The organism is Streptomyces sp. NPDC058375, from assembly GCF_042723425.1.
GTDB lineage: Bacteria > Actinomycetota > Actinomycetes > Streptomycetales > Streptomycetaceae > Streptomyces > Streptomyces durocortorensis.
Genome location: NZ_JBHXJG010000139.1, coordinates 1 through 19357 on the forward strand (window position 1 = coordinate 1; position 19357 = coordinate 19357).

General features: G+C 73.8%; 19 protein-coding genes. 3 read left to right on the forward strand and 16 right to left on the reverse strand.

What is annotated here, in order from left to right; genetic code table 11:
* Window positions 1-32: 32 nt before the first annotated feature.
* The 15 genes from ACFWM7_RS21770 to ACFWM7_RS21840 form a co-directional block, all read right to left on the reverse strand.
* Window positions 33-317, reverse strand: a complete 285-nt coding sequence (locus tag ACFWM7_RS21770) for a chaplin (RefSeq protein WP_383263036.1) — start codon at window positions 315-317, stop codon at window positions 33-35.
* A 140-nt stretch (window positions 318-457) separates the two neighbouring features.
* Complete coding sequence (locus tag ACFWM7_RS21775; RefSeq protein WP_383263038.1) at window positions 458-1606, reverse strand: GNAT family N-acetyltransferase; 1149 nt, start codon at window positions 1604-1606, stop codon at window positions 458-460.
* Window positions 1603-2277, reverse strand: coding sequence for a lipopolysaccharide biosynthesis protein (locus ACFWM7_RS21780; protein WP_383263040.1), 675 nt, complete (start codon window positions 2275-2277; stop codon window positions 1603-1605). The genes ACFWM7_RS21775 and ACFWM7_RS21780 overlap by 4 nt, the downstream gene beginning before the upstream one ends.
* Entirely contained in the window at window positions 2274-3410 is a 1137-nt protein-coding gene (locus ACFWM7_RS21785) for a glycosyltransferase (protein ID WP_383263041.1), read from the reverse strand. The genes ACFWM7_RS21780 and ACFWM7_RS21785 overlap by 4 nt, the downstream gene beginning before the upstream one ends.
* Window positions 3407-4219 (reverse strand): polysaccharide deacetylase family protein, encoded by an 813-nt coding sequence (locus ACFWM7_RS21790; protein WP_383263043.1) that lies wholly within the window; start codon window positions 4217-4219, stop codon window positions 3407-3409. Before ACFWM7_RS21790 ends, ACFWM7_RS21785 begins: the two co-directional genes overlap by 4 nt.
* Window positions 4209-5927 (reverse strand): murein biosynthesis integral membrane protein MurJ, encoded by a 1719-nt coding sequence (gene murJ, locus ACFWM7_RS21795; protein ID WP_383263045.1) that lies wholly within the window; start codon window positions 5925-5927, stop codon window positions 4209-4211. The genes ACFWM7_RS21790 and murJ overlap by 11 nt, the downstream gene beginning before the upstream one ends.
* Window positions 5924-7279: an O-antigen ligase family protein gene (locus tag ACFWM7_RS21800; RefSeq protein ID WP_383263047.1), complete on the reverse strand. Its 1356-nt coding sequence runs from the start codon at window positions 7277-7279 to the stop codon at window positions 5924-5926. Before ACFWM7_RS21800 ends, murJ begins: the two co-directional genes overlap by 4 nt.
* Before the next feature lie 2 nt (window positions 7280-7281).
* A complete protein-coding gene (locus ACFWM7_RS21805) occupies window positions 7282-8763 on the reverse strand; it encodes an exopolysaccharide biosynthesis polyprenyl glycosylphosphotransferase (protein WP_383263049.1) in 1482 nt (493 codons plus the stop codon).
* Window positions 8760-9944, reverse strand: coding sequence for a glycosyltransferase (locus ACFWM7_RS21810; protein ID WP_383263051.1), 1185 nt, complete (start codon window positions 9942-9944; stop codon window positions 8760-8762). The genes ACFWM7_RS21805 and ACFWM7_RS21810 overlap by 4 nt, the downstream gene beginning before the upstream one ends.
* 329 nt (window positions 9945-10273) lie before the next feature.
* Window positions 10274-10876, reverse strand: coding sequence for a cysteine hydrolase family protein (locus tag ACFWM7_RS21815; RefSeq protein ID WP_383263052.1), 603 nt, complete (start codon window positions 10874-10876; stop codon window positions 10274-10276).
* An 87-nt stretch (window positions 10877-10963) separates the two neighbouring features.
* Window positions 10964-12013 (reverse strand): polyprenyl synthetase family protein, encoded by a 1050-nt coding sequence (locus tag ACFWM7_RS21820; RefSeq protein ID WP_383263054.1) that lies wholly within the window; start codon window positions 12011-12013, stop codon window positions 10964-10966.
* Window positions 12010-13068, reverse strand: coding sequence for a hypothetical protein (locus ACFWM7_RS21825; protein ID WP_383263057.1), 1059 nt, complete (start codon window positions 13066-13068; stop codon window positions 12010-12012). The genes ACFWM7_RS21820 and ACFWM7_RS21825 overlap by 4 nt, the downstream gene beginning before the upstream one ends.
* Window positions 13069-13599: 531 nt before the next feature.
* On the reverse strand, window positions 13600-14247 hold the full coding sequence (locus ACFWM7_RS21830; RefSeq protein ID WP_383263059.1) for a TetR/AcrR family transcriptional regulator: 648 nt from the start codon (window positions 14245-14247) through the stop codon (window positions 13600-13602).
* Window positions 14244-14924, reverse strand: a complete 681-nt coding sequence (locus tag ACFWM7_RS21835) for a DUF4166 domain-containing protein (protein ID WP_383263061.1) — start codon at window positions 14922-14924, stop codon at window positions 14244-14246. Before ACFWM7_RS21835 ends, ACFWM7_RS21830 begins: the two co-directional genes overlap by 4 nt.
* Window positions 14921-15613, reverse strand: coding sequence for a hypothetical protein (locus tag ACFWM7_RS21840; protein WP_383263063.1), 693 nt, complete (start codon window positions 15611-15613; stop codon window positions 14921-14923). The genes ACFWM7_RS21835 and ACFWM7_RS21840 overlap by 4 nt, the downstream gene beginning before the upstream one ends.
* Window positions 15614-15764: 151 nt before the next feature.
* On the opposite strand from ACFWM7_RS21840, the gene ACFWM7_RS21845 reads away from it, so the two are divergent.
* Genes ACFWM7_RS21845 through ACFWM7_RS21855 form a run of 3 tightly spaced genes read left to right on the forward strand, consistent with a single transcriptional unit; the run spans window position 15765 to window position 18098 of the window.
* Window positions 15765-16442, forward strand: a complete 678-nt coding sequence (locus ACFWM7_RS21845; protein WP_383263064.1) for an ABC transporter permease — start codon at window positions 15765-15767, stop codon at window positions 16440-16442.
* A 25-nt stretch (window positions 16443-16467) separates the two neighbouring features.
* Window positions 16468-17139 (forward strand): ABC transporter permease, encoded by a 672-nt coding sequence (locus ACFWM7_RS21850; RefSeq protein WP_383263065.1) that lies wholly within the window; start codon window positions 16468-16470, stop codon window positions 17137-17139.
* Window positions 17136-18098 (forward strand): ABC transporter substrate-binding protein, encoded by a 963-nt coding sequence (locus ACFWM7_RS21855; protein WP_383263067.1) that lies wholly within the window; start codon window positions 17136-17138, stop codon window positions 18096-18098. Before ACFWM7_RS21850 ends, ACFWM7_RS21855 begins: the two co-directional genes overlap by 4 nt.
* 30 nt (window positions 18099-18128) lie before the next feature.
* Here the strand turns inward: ACFWM7_RS21855 and ACFWM7_RS21860 are convergent, their stop codons facing one another.
* On the reverse strand, window positions 18129-19034 hold the full coding sequence (locus ACFWM7_RS21860; protein WP_383263069.1) for a nitroreductase/quinone reductase family protein: 906 nt from the start codon (window positions 19032-19034) through the stop codon (window positions 18129-18131).
* Between the last annotated feature and the right edge of the window lie 323 nt (window positions 19035-19357).

The window sequence follows — 19357 nt, forward strand, 5'->3', positions numbered from 1 at the left end:
GAGGAAGCCGGCCGTTCCGGACGTGCGGGAGATCAGCGGCCGTAGCCGTAGTCGCCGCCGTTGTCGTGGTGGCCCTCGGAGACGTTGGCGCAGGTGTTTCCGAAGGTCGGGTTCAGCAGGCCGATCACGTTGATCGTGTTGCCGCAGACGTTCACCGGGACGTGCACGGGAACCTGGACGGCGTTGCCCGAACCGACCCCGGGGGAGCCGGCGGCGAGGCCCTGCGCACCGGCGTCCGCGGACGCCATGCCGGCACCGCCGGCGATCAGGGCGCCGGTGCCGGCCATCACAGCGGCGACCTTCGTCATACGAGACATGGAGAACTCCTTGTAAAGAAGGGGGTTGTGCTGCGGACGCGAGGCCCGCACCCCCTGACAACGCGACAGGCGCCGGACGGTAACGGATCAGCTCATAGGTGATATCTCCGACGCCGCCGTCCGGCGTACGCCCCGGCGCGTCAGCGCCCGATCACCGGCAGCCCCGACAGCCGCTCGTGCCAGTCCCGCGCCGCCGGGAACCGGGCCTTCACGGTCTCCACCGCCCGCTCCCGCACCGCCACCTGCGACTCGCGCAGCCGCAGCAACGGCTCCAGACCCGGCCGGGCCAGCAGTAGCCGCTGGTTGACCACCGGCACCGGCCCCCAGTGGCTCTTGTAACGCTCCGCGCCGCGCAGCAGGCTCAGCACCGCACGCCCGCCGTCCGAAGCCTGCTGGGCGACCTCGCGCAGCAACATCGTCGACACATCGACCTTCCGCTCGCGCAGCGCCGGATCAGCACCGTACAGATAACCGCCCGCCAACCGCCCGGACTGCAACGACAGGTTGGACACCACCACCTCGCCGTTCAGCCGGAACTCGGTCATGGCCGCCGTACCGTCCCCCACCATCCGCCCCACCGACCGGATCAGATGGTCCGAGAACCGGGCCCGCAGATGCTCGGGGTTGACCGCCCGGCCCTCCCACTGCCGCTCGTGCAGCCGCAGCAGCGTGCCGATCGCGGCCGGCACCCCGTCCTGCGGGATCCGGTGCGCCTCGATGCCCAGGGCGTCGACCTTGCGCAGCTTGGAGCGCAGCCGCTGCCCCCGCGAGCCCGTCAACCGCGCCACGCGCTCGCCCAGCGGCTCGGCCGGCAGCTCCATGCACGTCGAGTCCGTGAGCCGGCTCCGGGCTCCCGGCCACCGCCCGAACAGCAACTGCGCCGACGCGTCCGGCCGGACCTCCCGCAGGTCCACCACGGTGTGCCGGGCCGCCCGGTCCAGACCGCGCCCCAGCGCCCCCACCGCGTATCCGGCCTCCTCCTCGTCCAGCAGGATGTCGAAGAAGTCGGAGACCGCCCCGCCCATCGGGACGAGCAGCGGCATCGGACGGTGCACCAGCATCAGCGGCGCCGCCCCGATCAGCCGCCCGGCCCGGCGGACCAGCAGCACCCGCAGCCGGCCCTCCTGACCGTAGGAGATCCACCACGAGTGCAGCCAGGCGTGGCTCTGGAACGGGGTGGCGGTGGCGCAGCGGCGGTGCAGCGCGTCCCACTCGTCGGCGAGCGCGCCGAACTCCCGGAAGTCCCGGCACAGGGTCACGGCCAGGCTGCCCGCCCGGTGCGCCGTCATCGGACGAGCTCCCGTTCGTCCTGGGCGACGTTGCCGCCCTCGGCCGTCGGACCGGGCACCTGGGCCGAGACGCTCCACCCCTCCCGGCGCGGCCGCACCAGCAGGACGAGACCGCCCAGGAGACCACCGGCCGCCGCACCCACGGCCGCGCCCAGCGGCACGGACGGCGACACCGGCTGGTCCGGCGTCATCGCATGGGTGAACTTGATCAGCTTCACCCCGGTGTCCTTGGAGACATGGCCGCTGCTCACGATGACGGCCTCGATGACCGCGTTGGCGATGTCGGCCGCCTTGTGCCGGTCCTCCGACGTCCCGGTCACGGCGATCATGGGGGAGTCGGGGGAAGTCTCCGACGTCACGTGCGACCGCAGTTCGCGCACCGGCTCGCCCGCCGCGCCCTGCGCGTACGAGAGGGTCGCGTCGCTCGTCGTCAGCCGACCGTACGACTGGGCGTACCCCAGCGCCGCCGAGGGGTCCGTCTCCCCTTCGGCGACCGCCATCGCATAGCTGGTGGCCTCGTACTGCGGCGCGGCGAACGCACCGTACGAGAGACCGGACGCGGTGCCGATCAGCACGGAGACGGGCAGCGGCCACCAGTGCGGCAGCCGGGTGAGGGCGGTGCGCAGCCGACGGACGACGACATGTCGCTGCTGCTCGGGTGAGTCGGTCATGAAAGGGCTCTCCGGTTCGGTGGGGCGGTGTCGAGGGCGTACGCGTACACGTCCATCAGGCGCTCGCTGCTGCGCCGGATGTCGTAGTGGCCGACGGCCCGGGGCGGCGGCCGGCGGTCCGGGCGGGCCTGTATCCGCTGCCGCAGCCGGGCCGTCAGCTCCTCGGGGCTCCCGGCGATCCGGGTCGCCCCCGGGGCGTGGGCGGCGGGCAGGTCGTCGATGGCCGGGCAGGCGTCGTGGAGCACGGGCAGCCCGGCGGCGAGCGCCTCCACGGCGGCCAGCCCGAAGGACTCCTCGCGGGACGTGGAGACGAAGACGTCCAGGGCGCTCAGCAGCGCGGGAACACCCGGAACCGGGCCCTCCCCGTCCTCGTCGCACTCCCCGAGGAACCGGATCCGGTCCACGGCCCCCAGGCGCAGCGCCAGCGTCCGCAGCGCCCCGGCCTCCGGCCCGTCCCCGGCCAGCAGCAACCGGGCCTCCGGCAGGGCGGCGACCGCGCGGATCAGCACGTCGAACCGCTTGCCCGGCACTAGTCGCCCCACCCCGCCGACCACGAACGCGTCGTCGGGAATGCCCAGAGCCGCCCGTACGGAGGCCCGCCGCTCCCCGTCGAAGCGGAACCGGTCCGCGTCGATGCCGTTCGGCACCAGCCTGATCCGGTCGGCCGGCACCCCCCAGTCCCGCAGCCGGCCGGCCACCGTGGAGGAGACGGCGACGGTCGCCGCGCCCAGGCGCTCGGTGGACAGGTAGAGGGCGCGGATGGACCGGGTGAGCGGGCGGCCCTCGATCTCGGCCCGCCCCAGGGAGTGTTCGGTCGCCACGGTGGCCCGCGTCCCCGCGAGGCGGGCCGCGATCCTTCCGTACACACAGGCCCGGTAGAGATGCGTGTGGACCAGGTCGTAGCGGCCGTCCCGGATCAGCCGGGCGAGGCGCCCGACGGCCGACACGTCCCGGTTGCCGCGCATGCCGAGGTGCGTCACCCGGATCCCGTCGGACCGCAGCTCGTCGGCCACCGCCCCCGGGTTGGTGAGCGTCACGACGTCGCACTCCACCGGCAGATGACGCAGCAGCAGCCGCAACTGCCGCTCGGCCCCGCCGACCCCGAGCCCGGTGATGACGTGCAGCGCCCTCACCGCGGGCCCCCCGCCCGCACCGGCGCGGCCGTCCGCGAGCCCGCACCGGGCACCGCCACGTGCCGCAGCCCGTGCCGCAGGTCCTTCGCCCACAGCCGCACCCCCCGGTCCGCCTGACTGATGTGGGTGCGGGGCAGTGCGAACCGGCTGAGCAGCGGACCGGGCGTCAGCGCGCACGCGTAGCCGTAGCCCGCCGAGCGCGCAGCCCGGGCGACCCGGCGGTCGAGGATGCCGTACGGGTAGCAGAAGCCCTCCGGAAGCCTGCCGGTGAGATCGCCGATCAGCTCCCTGCTGTCCGTGGTCTCGCGCCGCAGCTCCTCGTCGGACAGCCCCGTCAGGTCCTGGTGGTACAGGCCGTGCGAGCCGACCTCCATGCCCGCCTCTGCCACCCGCCGGACGTCGTCATGGGTGAGCAGAGGCTTGCGCGGGCCCAGCGGATCCCACTCGTTGACCCCGCCCGGCCGGCCCGGCAGGACGAAGACCGTGGCCCGGCAGCCGTGCTTGCGCAGCACCGGCAACGCCTCCTCCAGGAAGTCCGCGTACCCGTCGTCGAAGGTCAGCCCGACCAGCCCGCGCCGCCCGGCCGCTCCCGCGCCCAGCAGCTCCGACACGCCCACGCCCGTCAGCCGCCGGCTGCGGAGCCAGGACAGCTGCTCGTCGAGGCGCCGGGGGGAGACCGTGATGCCGTACGGATCGTCGCTCGGGTCCGTCACCGAGTGGTACGTGAGGATCCACGGCTGACGACGGATGTGCGGGCGGAGCCGGGACGAGGGAGCGTCGGCGCAATGTGCCGAGGATTCAGCGGCCATCAAGGAACCTCCGTCGGGTGAGTGCCAGCAGGGACACGACCTCGGGCGAACGCAGGGCGAGGCCGGTCAGGAAGAACACGGCGGGGACGAGGAGACACCCGGCAGCCAGGCTCAGCGCCGGATCGGGTAGGAGCGGGGCGCAGGCCCAGCCCGCCGCGCCCGCCGCCAGCGACGCCCCGGTGAGCCGGCCCAGCGAGAGCGCCACGTCTCGGGTCCGGATCGGCACCACCCGGGTGCCGAGGCCCATCAGGAGCAGCAGGGCCGAGGTGCTGATCCCGATCGCGTTGGCGGACGCGATGCCGTCCACGCCGAAGCGGTACGTCAGCGCGTAACCGGCCCCCATCGTGACCAGCAGCCCGGTGCCCATCGCGAACGCCGGGAACCAGGTGGGCCGCCCGGACGAGAAGAACGGCCGGCTGAGCGCGCCGACCAGACAGTGCCCGAGCAGCCCCAGCGCGTAGACCCGCATGACCTGGGCGGTGGAGGCGGTGTCGGCGGCGTCGAACGCGCCGCGCTGGAAGAGCACGTCGATGATCTGGGGCGCGTAACCGAGGACGACCGCAGTGCCGAGCAGCACCACCATCCCGGCGAGAGAGAGGTCCCGTTCGACCCGCCGCCGGGCCTTCTCGTGCTCCCCGGCGGCCATGGCCTGGGCGACGACCGGGAAGGTCACCGTGCAGATCATCAGCGACAGCACCATCGGCATCTGCGCGACCTTCTGCGCGTAGTTCAGATGCGAGATCGCGCCCGCCGGCAAGGTGGAGGCCAGGAACCGCTCCACCAGCACCTGGGACTGACGGCTCACCACGAACAGGACCACCGGGGCCAGCACCGCGAACCCCAGCAGGGGAGCGGTCCGCGCCGCCCGCCGCTTCAGCCGACCGAACCGCGGCAGCCGGGGCCGCGCGAGCGGCACCAGCCGCAGGAACATGGGCAGTTGAGTGAGGATCATGAGCACACTGCCGACCGCGACCCCCACCGCCGCGGCCCGCACGCCCCACACCGCGTGCAGGGCCAGCGTCATCCCGATGATGCCGAGGTTGTACGCGACATAGACCCCGGCGGGCGGCAGGAAGCTGCGGTGCGCCCGCAGCGCGGCGCTGAAGTAGCCGGTGATCCCGAAGGTGAGGACGGTGACCGCGGTCAGCCGGGTGCAGTCCACCGCGAGCCGCGGATCGGCGAGCCCGGGAGCGAGCACGCCCACGACCCACGGAGCCCCCGCCACCAGCAGCGCCGCGCCGCCGGAGAGCAGGAGGAACAGACGGGGGAGCGTGGCCGCCACCAGATCCCGTACGGGGTCGGCCTCCCCGTCGCCTTCGGCGGCGGCGCGACGGGTGAGGGCGAGGCTGAACGCCGGGACGAGGAGCAGTGCCATCCCGTCCTCGATCAGCAGCGTCGCCGCCATCTCCGGCACGGTCCAGGCGATCAGGAAGGCGTCGCTGGCGTCGCTCGCCCCGAAGTACCGGGCGATGGCCTGGTCCCGCACCAGACCGAGGACGGCCGCCACCACGGTCAGCACCGCCGTGCCCGCCGCAGCCCGGGCGAGGAAGGCCCCGAGCCGGGGCGCCTCACCGTTCGCCGTCTCCGGCGCGCCACCGGGGGAGCGGGGCCCTTCGGGTCCTGCCCCGGGGGCCGGGAGCAGCGGCGGGGCCGCTGCCGCGCCCGCCGGGCGGGCCTCGGCCTCGGTTCCCGTACCGGACTCGCTCATGCGGCGCTCACCCGCTCCGGCTCGGCCAGCGCCCACCAGGCGGCCAGCCCCAGCACGACACCGCCGAGCACCGTGGTGGGCCCGCCGATGTCCGCGTACAGGAAGTTGACGCTCTGCCAGGTCATCAGGGCCACCGCCGCCAGCCCGCAGTCGACGGCGGCGTGGCCGCGCGAGCGGGCGAGGACGAGCCGGCGGATCGCGCCGACCAGGATCGCCGCCCAACTGCCGACGAGCGCGGTCAGGCCGATGAGGCCCTGCTCGCCCAGGACGAGGAGGTACATGTTGTGCGGGGAGAGGAGGGCCTGCCGGCGGAACTGCTGGCCCGCCCCGGCGGTGTCACTGCCCGACGAAAGCCCGATCGAGGCGTGCCCGTCGCGGTGGTCGGGGAAGCCCTTGAGGCCCACCCCGGAGGCCGGCTGCTCGCGCCACATCGCGCCTGCCGCGCTCCACATCGCGTAGCGGTCGCTGACCGACCGGTCCGGGGTGCTGGTCACTTGCGTCACGCTGGCGGCCCGGTCCGCGATCATCGCGGAGCCGATGCCGAACCCGCCGACCAGCACCACCCCCGCCGCGCCCAGCACGGCCAGCGACGTCAGTGCCTGCCGCCGCCCGGTCAGCGCCAGGGCGACGAGCACCGCGGCGGCCGTGGCGATCCACACGCCCCGGCTGAACGACAGCGTCAGCGGCACGATCAGCGCGACGGCGAGGACGGCGGCGCACGGCCGCAGCCAGGCCGGGGCGCTCCTGGGCGTAAGCAGGGCGCAGGCCGCGGCGGCGAGCAGCCCGTAGGCGACGACGGTCGCCATCCCCATGACGTCGCTGGGCCCGAAGGTGCCGACCGCCCGGATGTCCTCGCCCATGTACGAGGCGCCGGTCCCGGTGACGTACTGATGGACGCCCGTGACGCCCTGGACGACCGCCAGGAGGACCAGTGAACCGGCGACGATCCGGAACCCGTACGCGTCCCTGAGCAGCAGGAACACCGCGGCCGGCACCAGGACGAAGACCTGGAGGTAGCGGACGAGCCCCGGCAGCGCCGCCGCCGGGTCCGCCGCCGTGACCGTGGCCACCGCGAAGCCCACCGCGGGCAGCCCCAGGACCAGCGCGGCGGGAGCGCTCAGCGGGCGGCGGCGCAGATACAGCAGCCGGCCCACGCACACCAGCACCGCGATGCCCGAGGCCACGTCGGCCGGGCCGCCGCCGCCCGAATTCCCGTACGGGAGGGCGGGCAGCAGGACGGTCGCGATCAGCGGCAGCAGCGGCCACCGGGCGCGCCAACCGGCCCACCGGGAACGGGAGACGGCGGGCCCGGCCGCCGGCGACGGGACGGGCGGGGTCAGGACAGCGGCCATGGTCAGCTGCCTCCGAGCCGGAACAGGGAGCCCGCCGTCCGCGCCAGCACGCACGCGTCCTGCCACAGCGACCAGGTCTCGATGTAGTGGTTGTCGAAGCGGGCCCGCTCCTCGATCGAGGTGTCGCCGCGCAACCCGTTCACCTGGGCCAGACCAGTGATGCCCACGGGCATCCGGTGGCGGGCCTGATAGCCGGGGTGGGCGCGGCTGAACTGCGCCACGAAGAAGGGGCGTTCGGGTCGGGGGCCGACCATGCTCATGTCGCCGCGCAGGACGTTCCACAGTTGCGGCAGCTCGTCGAGGGACGTCCGGCGCAGCATGCGGCCGACGCGGCTCATCCGCCCGTCGGACGCGACGTTCCAGCGGGTGGCCGACTCCTGGACGTCGGCGGGCCGCAGCGTACGGAACTTCAGGAGGACGAAGGGGCGTCCGTGCCGGCCGACCCGCTCCTGCCGGAAGATCACGCCCGGCCCGTCGGAGAGCCGCACGGCCAGCGCGCAGGCCGCCATCACCGGGGCCGCCACCAGCAGTCCGGCCGCGGCCAGGACGGCGTCCATCGCCCGCTTCACGCCGTGGCCGAGGGGACGGTCCGTCCCGTCGTGCAGCGGCTGGGCGGTGAAGCCCCACAGATGGTCGGGCCGGCCCGGCGCCGGGGGGCCGGCGACGACGCCCGGCCCGGTGATCAGCCACACCCGGCAGCCGTGCCCGGTGAGGAGGTTGAAGAGAGCGGCGCCGTCCGGGGTGGCCTCGGGCGGGGCCGTGAACACCGCGTGCCGCACGCTGTTCTGGACGACGGCCCGCCCCACCTCCTGGGGCGAACCCAGGACCGGCGGCGGCACCGGGTCGGAACCCGGCTCCTGCTTCTCGTCCCCGGCCGCCGGGACGGCGACCAGACCGACCGGCCGCAGCCCGTACCCGGGGTGGTCGTACAGCGCCGCCGTCACCTGACGGGCCAACGGGCCCTGGCCCACCACCAGGGTGGACAGCGGGCGGCGGACGGCGGCCCGCCGCCGCGCCCGGTGGACCGCCGCGCGCCCGGCACAGGTCAGCGCGGTCTGCGTGCCCGCCCCGTACGCCAGCACCGCCCAGCCGAACGCCTGCTGCGGGGCCCAGGCGTCCAGCACCTCCATGGTCACGTACCACTGGAGGAGGGTGAGACCGAGGAGCGCGGGCAGTTCGGTCAGGACCGAGGGGGACAACCGCATCCGGTACAGACCGCGCCAGGCGAAGAGCACCATCTGCGCCACCGCTTGGACCGCCATCAGCAGCCAGGGCCACGCGACCGGGACGACCACGGCGAACGTCACGGCCGGGGCCAGGGCGTCCGCGCACAGGAGCGGCGCGAGCCGGCCGTACCGCACGGCACGGCGCTCACCGGGCCGCACCTGCGCACCGCCGCCGCTTCTTCGCGGCGGATGAACCGTATGAGCCTGCACGGCTGTTGCCTGGCCTGCTCCGGGAACCGGTGCACTCTCCATCGTCATCGCTCGGTGCGCTTCCTCGTCGTGGGAGTCGTGGGACAGGACATGCCGACAAGTTCCTCGTACAGACCGGCAACCGCCCCCGCGGTCCGCCGGACGTCGAAGGCCGACCGGGTGTGGCGCAGGGCCCCGTGGGCGACGGCCTCGCGCAGATCCGGGTCGGTGAGCAGGGCGGTCAGCGCCGCGGCCAGTGCCGGCGGATCCTCCGGTGGTACGAGACAGTGCTCCTCGTGGCCGGGCGGCAGACTCTCCCGCGCGCCGTTCACGTCGGTCATCACGACGGCCCGGCCGCAGGCCATCGCCTCCAGCGGGGCCAGCGCCATGCCTTCCCAGCGGGAGGGCAGCACGAGGACGTCCGCCGCGTGGATCCACGGCCGCACGTCCTCGCAGGCACCGGTGAACAGCACCCCCGGCGGGGCCGACTCCACAAGCCCGGCCCGGTCGGGCCCGTCGCCCACCAGGACCAGCCGGGCCCCGGGCACCCGCATGCGCCGCCAGGCCCGCAGCAGGACGTCCTGGCCCTTCTGCCGGGTGAGGCGGCCGACACAGACGACGAGCGGGGCATCGGATGCGACCCCCTCCAGTAAGGGCAGGGAGGCGCGGGTCTCCGCCCGGACCGTGGGGTCGCCGGGGCGGAAACGGTCCAGGTCGATGCCGTTGTGGATGACCGACCAGCGGGCGGCGATGCCCGCCTCCTGACCGGTGCGGCGCTCCGACTCGCTCACGCACAGGATGTGGTCGGCCCAGCGCGCGCCGAACCGCTCCCAGCCGAGCGCGAGTTCCGCGGTGCGTCCGCCGACGGCCTCGAACGACCAGGCGTGCGGCTGGAACACCGTGGGCACCCGGCCGCGTACCGCGATCCGGCCCGCCAGGCCCGCCTTGGCGCTGTGGGCGTGCACCACGTGCGGGCGGCTCGCGCGGACGATCCGGCGCGCGGCCGCGACCTCACCGGCCAGCCGGGGCCCGGGGGCACGGGTGGCGGACCAGCCGCGGACCTCGGCACCCGCTGCCGCCGCGCCGAGGGCCAGCGGGCTCCCGGGGGGACAGGCCACCACGGGGCGCAGCCCGGCGCCGGCCTGGGCCCTGACGAGATCGGTGACGACCCGGGCCACTCCGCCGTCCACGGGCTGAACCAAATGAAGGACCGTCAATTGTCTTTCTTCAGTACGACGCATGTGCAGCACGCACGGCTCTCTTCGCTCAATCCGGTCAGTAAAGCCGAAGTGCACTTTGGCAGACATGTGGCGAAATCGTGCGCGTGACTCGCTCATACGACCACATGGGGATTACGCGCGAAGGGGGGCCGTTCGAGTGGCTGGGCAACGCATCGGCGCAGGGACGACAGCTCTTCGCCGGACCGGTGCCGAGAGGGCTTGCGGAGGGTTCTCGTACGGAATGGCGCGGGTGTTCCGTACGTATCCGGTGTATCCGGCCGCTTATACCGTCAGCCTTTTTCCGGCCTGCCGCACTCCGCCGATCGGCGTACTGGGTGGCGGCACCATCTACCGGTCGACTAGGCCGTTCTCGTGGCGGCCGAAGTGGTGGTGAAAGCAGAAGTGAAAGCGACGTTCTCGGCGCGGGCCACGATCTCCACCTCGTCGCCCAGAGCCCATTCTGCGACTCGTGACGCCATCGCCGCCGGAACCACGTCGCTGATGTCCGGCGCGGCCGGGATGTCGTACGTGGCGTGGGCGTCGTGCGGAAGGACGACCCGGTAGCCCAGCTCCAGGGCCCGGCGGGCCGTGGCGAGCACGCACATCTCCGACATCACCCCGCACACGGCGAGCCGCGGGACGCCCGCCGCCTCCAGGGCCGACTGCAGCGAGGTCTCCTCGAAGCCGTCGGCCTCGCTCTTGCGGATCACGGTCTCGGCCGGCCCGATGCGCACGGGGAGGTACAGCTCCCATCCGGGCGTTCCCGGCTCGTCCGGCTCCCCGGCCGGGCCGTCGTTCTGCAGGTGGACGACGAGCGCCCCGGCCTCCCGGGCCCGCCCGACCAGATCCGACACCCGGTCCAGCAGGCGGGTCGCGTCGGGCACGGCGGCGTCCCCCGCGACGAACGCCGACTGGACGTCGACGACGAGCAGGGCCGGGACGGGAGCGGGGAGGGCGGTCATGCCGGGGGCGTCCTTACGTCGTCACGGCGGCGGCCCCACGGGCGAAGGCCCGGGCCGGAGTCCATCGTGCCCGACGCCGACCACGGGTCAGCCGGTGCGGTCCACGAGATACGGGATCAGCGTCAGCAGATCCCCGCGCGCCCCCTCGGCCAGTGGCACCCGGTCCAGGCAGGCGCGGGCCGCGGCCAGGTGCTCGTGCGTCTCGGCGATCGTCGCCCGTCGCCCCCCGGCCTCGTCGATCAGCTCGGCCGCGCGGCGCGCCGCCGCGTCGTCGAGCGGCCCGGCGGAGGCGAGCAGCGCGTCGAGGCGCCCGGCCGCCGGATGGTCGGCGGACAGCGCCGCGAGCACCGGGTAGGTCTTCTTGAGCCGCCGCAGATCGCTGTGCACCGGCTTTCCGGTCACCTGCGGATCGCCCCAGATCCCGAGCAGGTCGTCCACCGCCTGGAACGCCACTCCCACATGCCGCCCCGCCAGGTCCAGCGCCTCGGCGGTGCTGGCCGGAGCACCCGCCAGCAGCGCCCCCAGGGCGGCCGCGCAACCGAGCAGGGAGCCCGTCTTGTGCGTGGCCATCGCCCGGTACTCGTGCGGCAGGACAGCCCCCGGTCCGGTCCACGGCCGGGACTCGAAGAGGAGGTCCTGTGCCTGGCCGCGCACCAGATCGCCCAGCGCACCCGCCAGTTGACGCACCGCCCCCGGTCCGCCGGGGCCCGGGGCCTCCGCCAGGGTGGAGACGGCCAGTGCGAACAGGGCGTCCCCCGCGAGGACCGCCGGGCCGGTGCCGTACGCCTTCCACAGCGTCGGACGGCGGCGACGGGTCTCGTCGCCGTCCATGATGTCGTCGTGGATCAGGGAGAAGGTGTGGATCAGCTCGACGGCGACCGCACCGAGCACCCCGTCCTCCCCGCTGCCGCCCGCGGCCTCCGCGCCGAGCACCGCGAGCGCCTGGCGGACCCCCTTGCCCTGTGATCCGGGGGCCGGTTCGCCGCCGGTCCCGGTCCAGCCCAGCGAGAAGGCCGCCGTCTCCGCGTGCCAGGGGTGCAGCCGGCCCACCGACTCCACCAGGGCCGGTCGGACCAGCTCGCGGCACCGGTCCAGTATCCGGGGCGCGCCGGCCCGGCGGGTCGTGGAGAGCGTCATCGGCGGTCGTCCCGCCCGTCCACCACGGCCTGTTCCACGCCGAGTTCGGCGTACGCCTTCTCGACCATCTCCCGGGCGTTCAGCAGCCCGATCCGGTCCAGCCGGCCGCGCAGTTCGTCCAGCTCGGCGGCGGTGGCGTCGCGGTCCCGGCCGAGCCTGGCCCGGGCCTTGACCAGGCCGAGCGAGGCCAGCGCCTCGCCCCGCGGCTCGTCCATCGCACGGAACTCGCCGAGCGCCTGCTCGTAGACCGCGCGCGCCTCCTCGTACCGCCCCGCGCGGAACAGCACGTTGGCCCGCATCTTGTGGTTGTACGCCAGGGCGCTGGAGAGGTTCATCTCGCGGCAGGTGACCTCGGCCTCCGAGAGCAGATCGAGAGCCCGGGCGGTCGCCCCGTCCCGGAGGGAAACGATGTCAGCGATGCCGCGCAGCGCCCAGTCCCGGCCCCGCCGGTCGTCCGCGTCGCCCGCCAGGACCGCCGCCTCCTCGAACATCTCCAGCGCCGTGTCCAGCGAGCCGGTGTTGCGGTGGATCTGCGCGATGCCCTCCAGCGCCCACACGGTGTGCCGGACCTCGCCCCGGGCGCGGGCCTCGGCCAGCAACTGCTCGTGCAGCGTCGCGACGGTCGCGTAGTCGCCCTGGATCCGCCCGGTCTCGGCGAGGCCGGCCAGCGAATAGCCGCGGGCGACCACGTCGCCGCCGCGTTTCCCCAGCTCCGCGGCGAGGCCGAGCAGCCGGAACGCCAGGCGCAGCGCCCCGCGTTGACGCGCCAGCGTGCCGCCGCTCCACAGCGCCCACGCCATCGCCCCGGTGTTCCCGGCCGACCGTGCGGCCCGGTAACTGGCCTTCCAGGCCCGGTCGGCCTCCGCGACCTGTCCGAGCCTGCGGTGCGCCTCGGCCACGGCGAGGCCGGAGCGCGCCACCTCCTCCTGCGAGCCGGAGAGCTCGGCCTGCCTCAAGTGGCGTACTCCCTCGGCCAGTACGTCGGTGAGGGAGGCGTTCACCGACATCTTGGTGAGAGCTCCCTGGTACTCGGGCGCCAGTGCCTTGGTCTGCATGGGTGCCTTCCGCGCGGTGCCGGGCCCGCACCGGCGTGCCTATACCCTCCATGTATACATGGGGGGTATAGTCGGCCGGTCGTACAGGCCCGGATCATGTGGGGGTTGGACGCCGCTCGTCACACGCGGCGAACCGTCCTGTCAGCGATCAAGACGGCAGCCGGGCGAGGAAGGTTGCTCGCCCGGCCAGCTCGTTCCGCTTTCGCTTCCGATTCTGTTCCCGCACCCGAGAGCGCGCGGAAAGGTCGTGGTCGCGCCGTTACATGCGGTCGCGGTCGTGCGGTCCTGCGCGCGTCAGGCCGCCGCCGCGGCTCGTGGAGGCCGAAAGGCGAGCCCTGGTCGTCACGGCAGAGCCGGAAGCCCCCGAACCGGGCGGCCGACTCCTCGTCGCCGCCCCCTGGATCCCCCTCGTCCACCGTGCCGCCCAGCTCGCGGATCTTCGCCACGGCGGCGCCCAGGTCGTCGACCCGGAAGAACACGTACGGCCCGGCGCCCGGGTCGCCTCCCGTCCGGCCGTCCGCCGTCCTGCCCCTACGCCCGCCCCGTGCGCCGCAGTCGGTGGCGCACCGCCCGCCGCGCCACCGGGCCGAGCTCGTCCAGCACCGCGGCCAGCTCGGCGAGCTGCTCCAGCGCTTCGAAGGCGCGCTGTGCCCCGGCGGGGTCGACGCCCTCGTACATCTCCAGGCCCACGAACGCCCCGGTCACGGCGCGCGCCAGTCCCACCGGATCGGTGAACTCGCCCAGCGGCGAGTCCGCCAGGATCCGGGTGAGGACCGTCTCGATCTCGGCGGTCCACAGGTCGAGCCCGGCCGCCGTCGCGGGCGCCAGCCGGGGCTGCGTCTGGGCTCCGGCGAGCAGCTGCGCCAGGAAGGCGACATGGCCGCCGGCCCGCTCCTCCTCGTGCAGCTCGCGCCCGCACCGCAGCAGCTCGGCGAGGGTGGTGACGGCGGCGAGCCGGTCGCGGTGGCGGGCCACCCGCTGCTCGGCGCCGTACCGGCAGGCCGCCGCCAGCAGTTCGTCGACCGAACCGAAGTGGTAGAAGACCAGCGCCTGGTTCACCCCGGCCGAGGCCGCCACGGAGCGGGCCGAGGTCTTGGCGATCCCCTGGGCGGCGAGGGTGCGCAGCGCACCCTCCAGAAGCTTCGTCCGGGTGTCCGCCCCCGCCGCGCTCCCCGTCACGCCCGCACCTCCTCGCGGACCGGGCGCAGACCGGCCCGTACGCCGTGGCGCAGGGCGTCGACATAGCGGGCGCGGAACGTTCCCTCGTACCCGAACAGCGGGCCGAAGCGGCGGTTGGTCACCGCGACCCGGATGCGGAAGCGGCCCGTCGCGTCGTCGAAGGACTCGCGGACCTCGGCGTCGCCCCCGATCAGATGAGGAACCCGCACATCGAGCGGCCCCTCGCGGAAGCGGTGCTCCCCGGAACGGATCAGCAGCGAGCCGTCCGGCTCCGCGGTGAGCCGCAGGTCGGTGGCCAGGTGCTGGTGGGTGCCGAGGTAGTCCAGCACGCAGGACCGCTCGGGGCTGTGCACCATCGTGGCGTCGAAGCGGCGTGGCCCGCCCGGCAGGGCGAACGTCCGGACGAAGGTGACGGTCTCCCGGCCGAAGGCATCGGTGTACGGCACGTTCTCGATGGTGAACGGGACATCGCGTCCGGCCCGCGGCACCAGGATGTTGCGCGTGGCGCCGAGCGCCAGGAACGGCTTCACGAACGCCCGACCGTGCCAGATCCGGTCCATGGAACCGCGTCCCACGCACGCCTCGCCGCTCTCCAGGCCCACCGAGAAGCGGCGGCGCAGCTGGGGGTGGAGCCGCTCGAAGTCGTCCCCCATCGCACGGGCGAATATCGAGGTCACGGGCGCTCCAGTCGGGCGAGGAGGGACGGGTCGGCGGCCGGGCGGCCCGGCGGTCTGCGCAGGCAGCGCCGGGCGGCCGGTGTGCGCGGGGACGGGGGCGCCAGCAGTGCGGCCAGGGCGGCCGGCAGCACCGCCGCCGGGCCGAAGGGGAGGGCCACCGCCACCAGGACGGTTCGCACCAGGACCTCCGCCAGGGCGTACGCCAGAGACCGGGTTGGACTGATGTCGCGCTCGCACCACAGCCGCAGCCGGTCGAAGGACCAGGCGGTCGCCCACCCCATCAGCGGCCGGAACACCAGCCGGTCCGCGACCGCGCCGAAGCGGCCCCAGCGGGTTCGGTAGTCGTACCCCGTCAGGAAACGGATGCCGCCTGCGGTGGGGACGTAACGCCAGTAGCCGCTGCCCTCGGCCAGCAGCGACAACCGCTCCGAGGAGGCGAACCGCAGCGCGGAGACCCGCTCGCCGTCCGCCCGCTCCCGCTCGCCCGCGCTCGTCCCGGTCCCCGACACGGTCAGGAAGGGCAGCACCCGGGTCGCGTACCGGAACCGCTGGGCGGCGCCCGCAGGGCCGGGCAGCGGGCTGATCTCGGTGAAGCGCAGATCCCACCGTTGATGCCGGGCGGGATCCTGGGTCCGGTCCCAAAGGCGCTCCGGATCGGTGCGGATCAACGCCTCTATGTAAAGCCCCATGCCTGCCCCCGGTCGTCACGGGTGGTTGAGCGAGTGCTCAAGTCCCCCAGTGCGCCAGGACGCTACCAGAAGGAGTTGAGCATTCGCTCAAATGCCCCCGAACGGCGGCCCCCGGCGCGCGAGGGGACCGCTGCCGGGCTCGAATGGACGGGTGACGGCGCCCCCGGACGACTGCCTCGCCCGCAACGAGTGGATCTGCGGGGCCTACCTCTCCAGCCGCCGCGAGATCCTGGTGGACGCGGTGCTGCAACATCTCCAGCTGACGGCCGCCTCGGTGGCCGTAGCCCTTCTGCTCGCCCTTCCCCTCGCGCTCGCCGCCCGCCGGTGGCGCTGGGCGGCAGGACCGGTGCTCGGGCTGACGACGATCCTGTACACGATCCCGTCCCTGGCGATGTTCTCGCTGCTGCTGCCGCTGTACGGCCTCTCCGCCGCACTGGTGATCGCCGGGCTCGTCCTGTACTCCCTGACGCTGCTCGTCCGCAACATCCTGGCCGGGCTCCGCGCCGTCCCCGAGGAGACCCGGCAGGCCGCGCGCGGCATGGGCTACGGGCCGCTGCGCCTGCTGCTCGCCGTGGAGCTGCCGCTCGCGCTGCCCGCCGCGATGGCCGGGCTGCGCATCGCCACCGTCTCCGCGGTCTCCCTGGTCACCGTCGGGGCGATCGTCGGCCACGGGGGGCTCGGCAACCTCATCTACTCCGGCATGAACACCTTCTTCAAGGCCCAGGTGCTCACCGCCTCCGTGCTGTGCGTCCTCATCGCCGTCACGGCCGACCTGCTGCTCCTGGGCGTGGGACGGCTGCTGACCCCCTGGACCCGGAGGCAGGCATGAACAGGTTCCGGAACGGGAGGCCGGCGTGAACACCCTCTCCGACACCTGGTCCTGGCTCACCACCGCCGCCCACTGGTCCGGGCCCGACGGCGTCTGGAACCGGCTCGGCGAACACCTCTTCCTCACCGCCGTCTGCCTGCTCATCAGCTGCCTGATCGCGCTGCCCGTCGCCCTCGTCCTGGGCCACCTCGGCAAGGGCGGCGCGCTCGCCGTCAACCTCTCCAACATCGGCCGGGCCGTGCCCACCTTCGCCGTGCTCGTCCTCCTGCTGCTCACCCCCATCGGGTCGTACGGCCAGTGGTCGACGATCATCGCGCTCGTCCTCTTCGCCGTGCCGCCGCTCCTCACCAACGCCTACGTCGGGATGCGCGAGGTCGACCGGGACGTCGTCCGGGCCGCCCGGGGGATGGGCATGACCGGCCGCCAGCTGCTGCTGGGCGTGGAGCTGCCGCTCGCCCTGCCCCTGATCCTCACCGGCGTGCGCATCGCCGCCGTGCAACTGGTCGCCACCGCCACCCTCGCGGCGCTGGCCGGCGGTGGGGGACTGGGCCGGATCATCACCGCGGGCTTCAACCTCGCCTCCACCCCGCAGGTAGTGGCCGGGGCGATCCTGGTGGCCGCCTTCGCCCTCCTCGTCGAGAGCCTCTTCGAGGCCGGGCAGCGGCTCGCCCCGCAGCGCGGACGGGGGACCGCATGAGCCGGGCCCGCCGGACCCTGGCGGCGCTGGCCCTCATCGCGGCCACCGCCTGCGCCTCCGCCTGCACCGCCGGTCCGTCGCTGGAGAACCAGGGCGAGGTCACCGCTCCGCCCGGCGACAGCAGGGAACTCACCGTCGGATCCGCCGGATTCACCGAGAGCGACCTGCTGGCCCAGATGTACGCCCTGCTCCTGGAGGACGCCGGATACACCGCCGACATCATCTCCGTGACCAACCGGGAGATCTACGAACCCGCCCTGGAGAACGGCCAGATCGATGTCGTACCGGAGTACGCGGCGACCTTCGCCGACTGGCTGAACGCCAAGGCCGAAGGCGCCGACGCGGAGCCCGTCGGCTCGCCCGACCTCACCGCCACCATGAAGGCGCTCCGCGCGCTCGCCGCCCCACGCGGACTGACCGTGCTCGACCCCGGCCGGGCCGTCGACCAGAACGCCTTCGCGGTCACCGAGGCCTACGCCGAGGAGCACGGCCTCAAGACCCTCAGCGACCTCGGCGCGGCGAAGCTGCCCGTACGGCTGGCGGCGGGCGACGAATGCGTACAGCGGCCCTACTGCGCCCCCGGTCTGCGCGAGACGTACGGCATCGACGTCGTCGCCGTCGACCCCAAGGGCGTCGGCACCACCCCGTCGAAGCAGGCGGTCCAGAGCGGGCAGGACCAGATGGTCCTGACCACCACGACCGACGCCACCCTCGACCAGTTCGGGCTGGTCCTGCTGGAGGACGACAAGAACCTCCAGAACGCGGACTACGTGGTCCCCGTCGTCAACCGCGCCCGCGCCGGGAGCACCGGGGTGCGCGACGCCCTCGACCGGCTCAACACCGTGCTGACCACCGCCGACCTGGCGTCGATGAACGAACAGGTCGACAGCTGGCGCAGGCTGCCCGAGGACGTCGCACGCGCCTACCTGGAGTCGAAGAAGCTCCTCCCGAAGGAGTGAGCCGCCCGACAGCTCAGGAGGCGGCCCAGCTCAGGAGGCGGGCGGGGCCGGGGGCCAGGGAACATCGGCCAGCAAGGGCAGGATGTGCTCCTCCTCGTAGTCGAGGTGGGCGGTCAACTCCTCGGTCATCGCCGTCAGTTCGGCGCGGAAGCGGTCCGGCTCCGCGACGGCGACGTCGGCCAGCAGGGCCGCGAGCGCCGACTGGAGGGCCCCGATGCTTCGGTGTTCCTCCCGCAGCCGGTCGAAGACGTGCCCCAGGTGGGGGTGGTAGCCCTCCATCGTCGGGAACATGTGGCCGTCCTCGGCCGTGTGGTGGAACTCCAGGGCCTGGCAGAACGCCAGGCAGCGCTGCCGGATCTGCAGCCCGAGACCGGGTGCGGGCGCCTCGCCGCCGCTTCCGTGGCCGGCCCGCGCGGCGAAGTGCGCCTCCGTCTCCGCGTGGACGTGAAGGAGTTGGGCGCGCAGCCAGGTGTGCACCTCCACCAGCTTGTCGGCGAGCGAGGTGATTGCGGGGGCCGTCGCGTCGGGGTCGGGAAGTTCCAGGACCACGACCGGCAGCACCCGATCCGTCGCGTCCTGGTAGTCGGCGTACCCGGGCGCTTCGGCGACGACCCGGGCGAAGAGTTCGTCGCGTCGCGCCCCTTCGGCCGGTACGGCGAGGGACTCGAACTCCTCGTCCCCCAGCTCGACCGTCACGGTGGGACGGGCGAGGAGGTTGTGGTACCAGTCGGGGTGGAGCGGTGCGCCGAGGTTGGAGGCCACGACGAGGAGCCGGCGGCCGTCGCGGACATGGCCGAGCGGTGTCGTGTGCGGTGCGCCGGAGCGGGCGCCGGTCGTCGTGAGCAGGAGGAGGTCGGAGCCCGCGAAGGGGCCGCCGACCTTCCCCCGGTTGGCGCGGAATTCGGCGATGACGGACTGCTGGAAGGTCTGGGGCATGGAGGTTCTGGGTCTCCCGGAAGGAATGCGGGCAGGCGAGGGCCCGGCGTCGCGGGGATGCCTGCCGCGAGGTGTACAAGGGCAGAGGCGCTCAGAGGCAGGAGGTGCTCAGAGGCAGGGGGCGATGAGTTGACTCATGGCGTCATCCCTGGAAGAAGGTGCTGGCTTGACTGCCGGCCGGCCCAGATCTCTTTGGCCGACGTCACGCTGCACGTGTCCCATCACATCCCGTGCGGTGCGGATCTGTCAACGCGAGGACGGGAGACGCGAGGACGGGTGACGCGAGGACGGGTGACGCGAGGACGGGCAACGCGAGAAAAGCG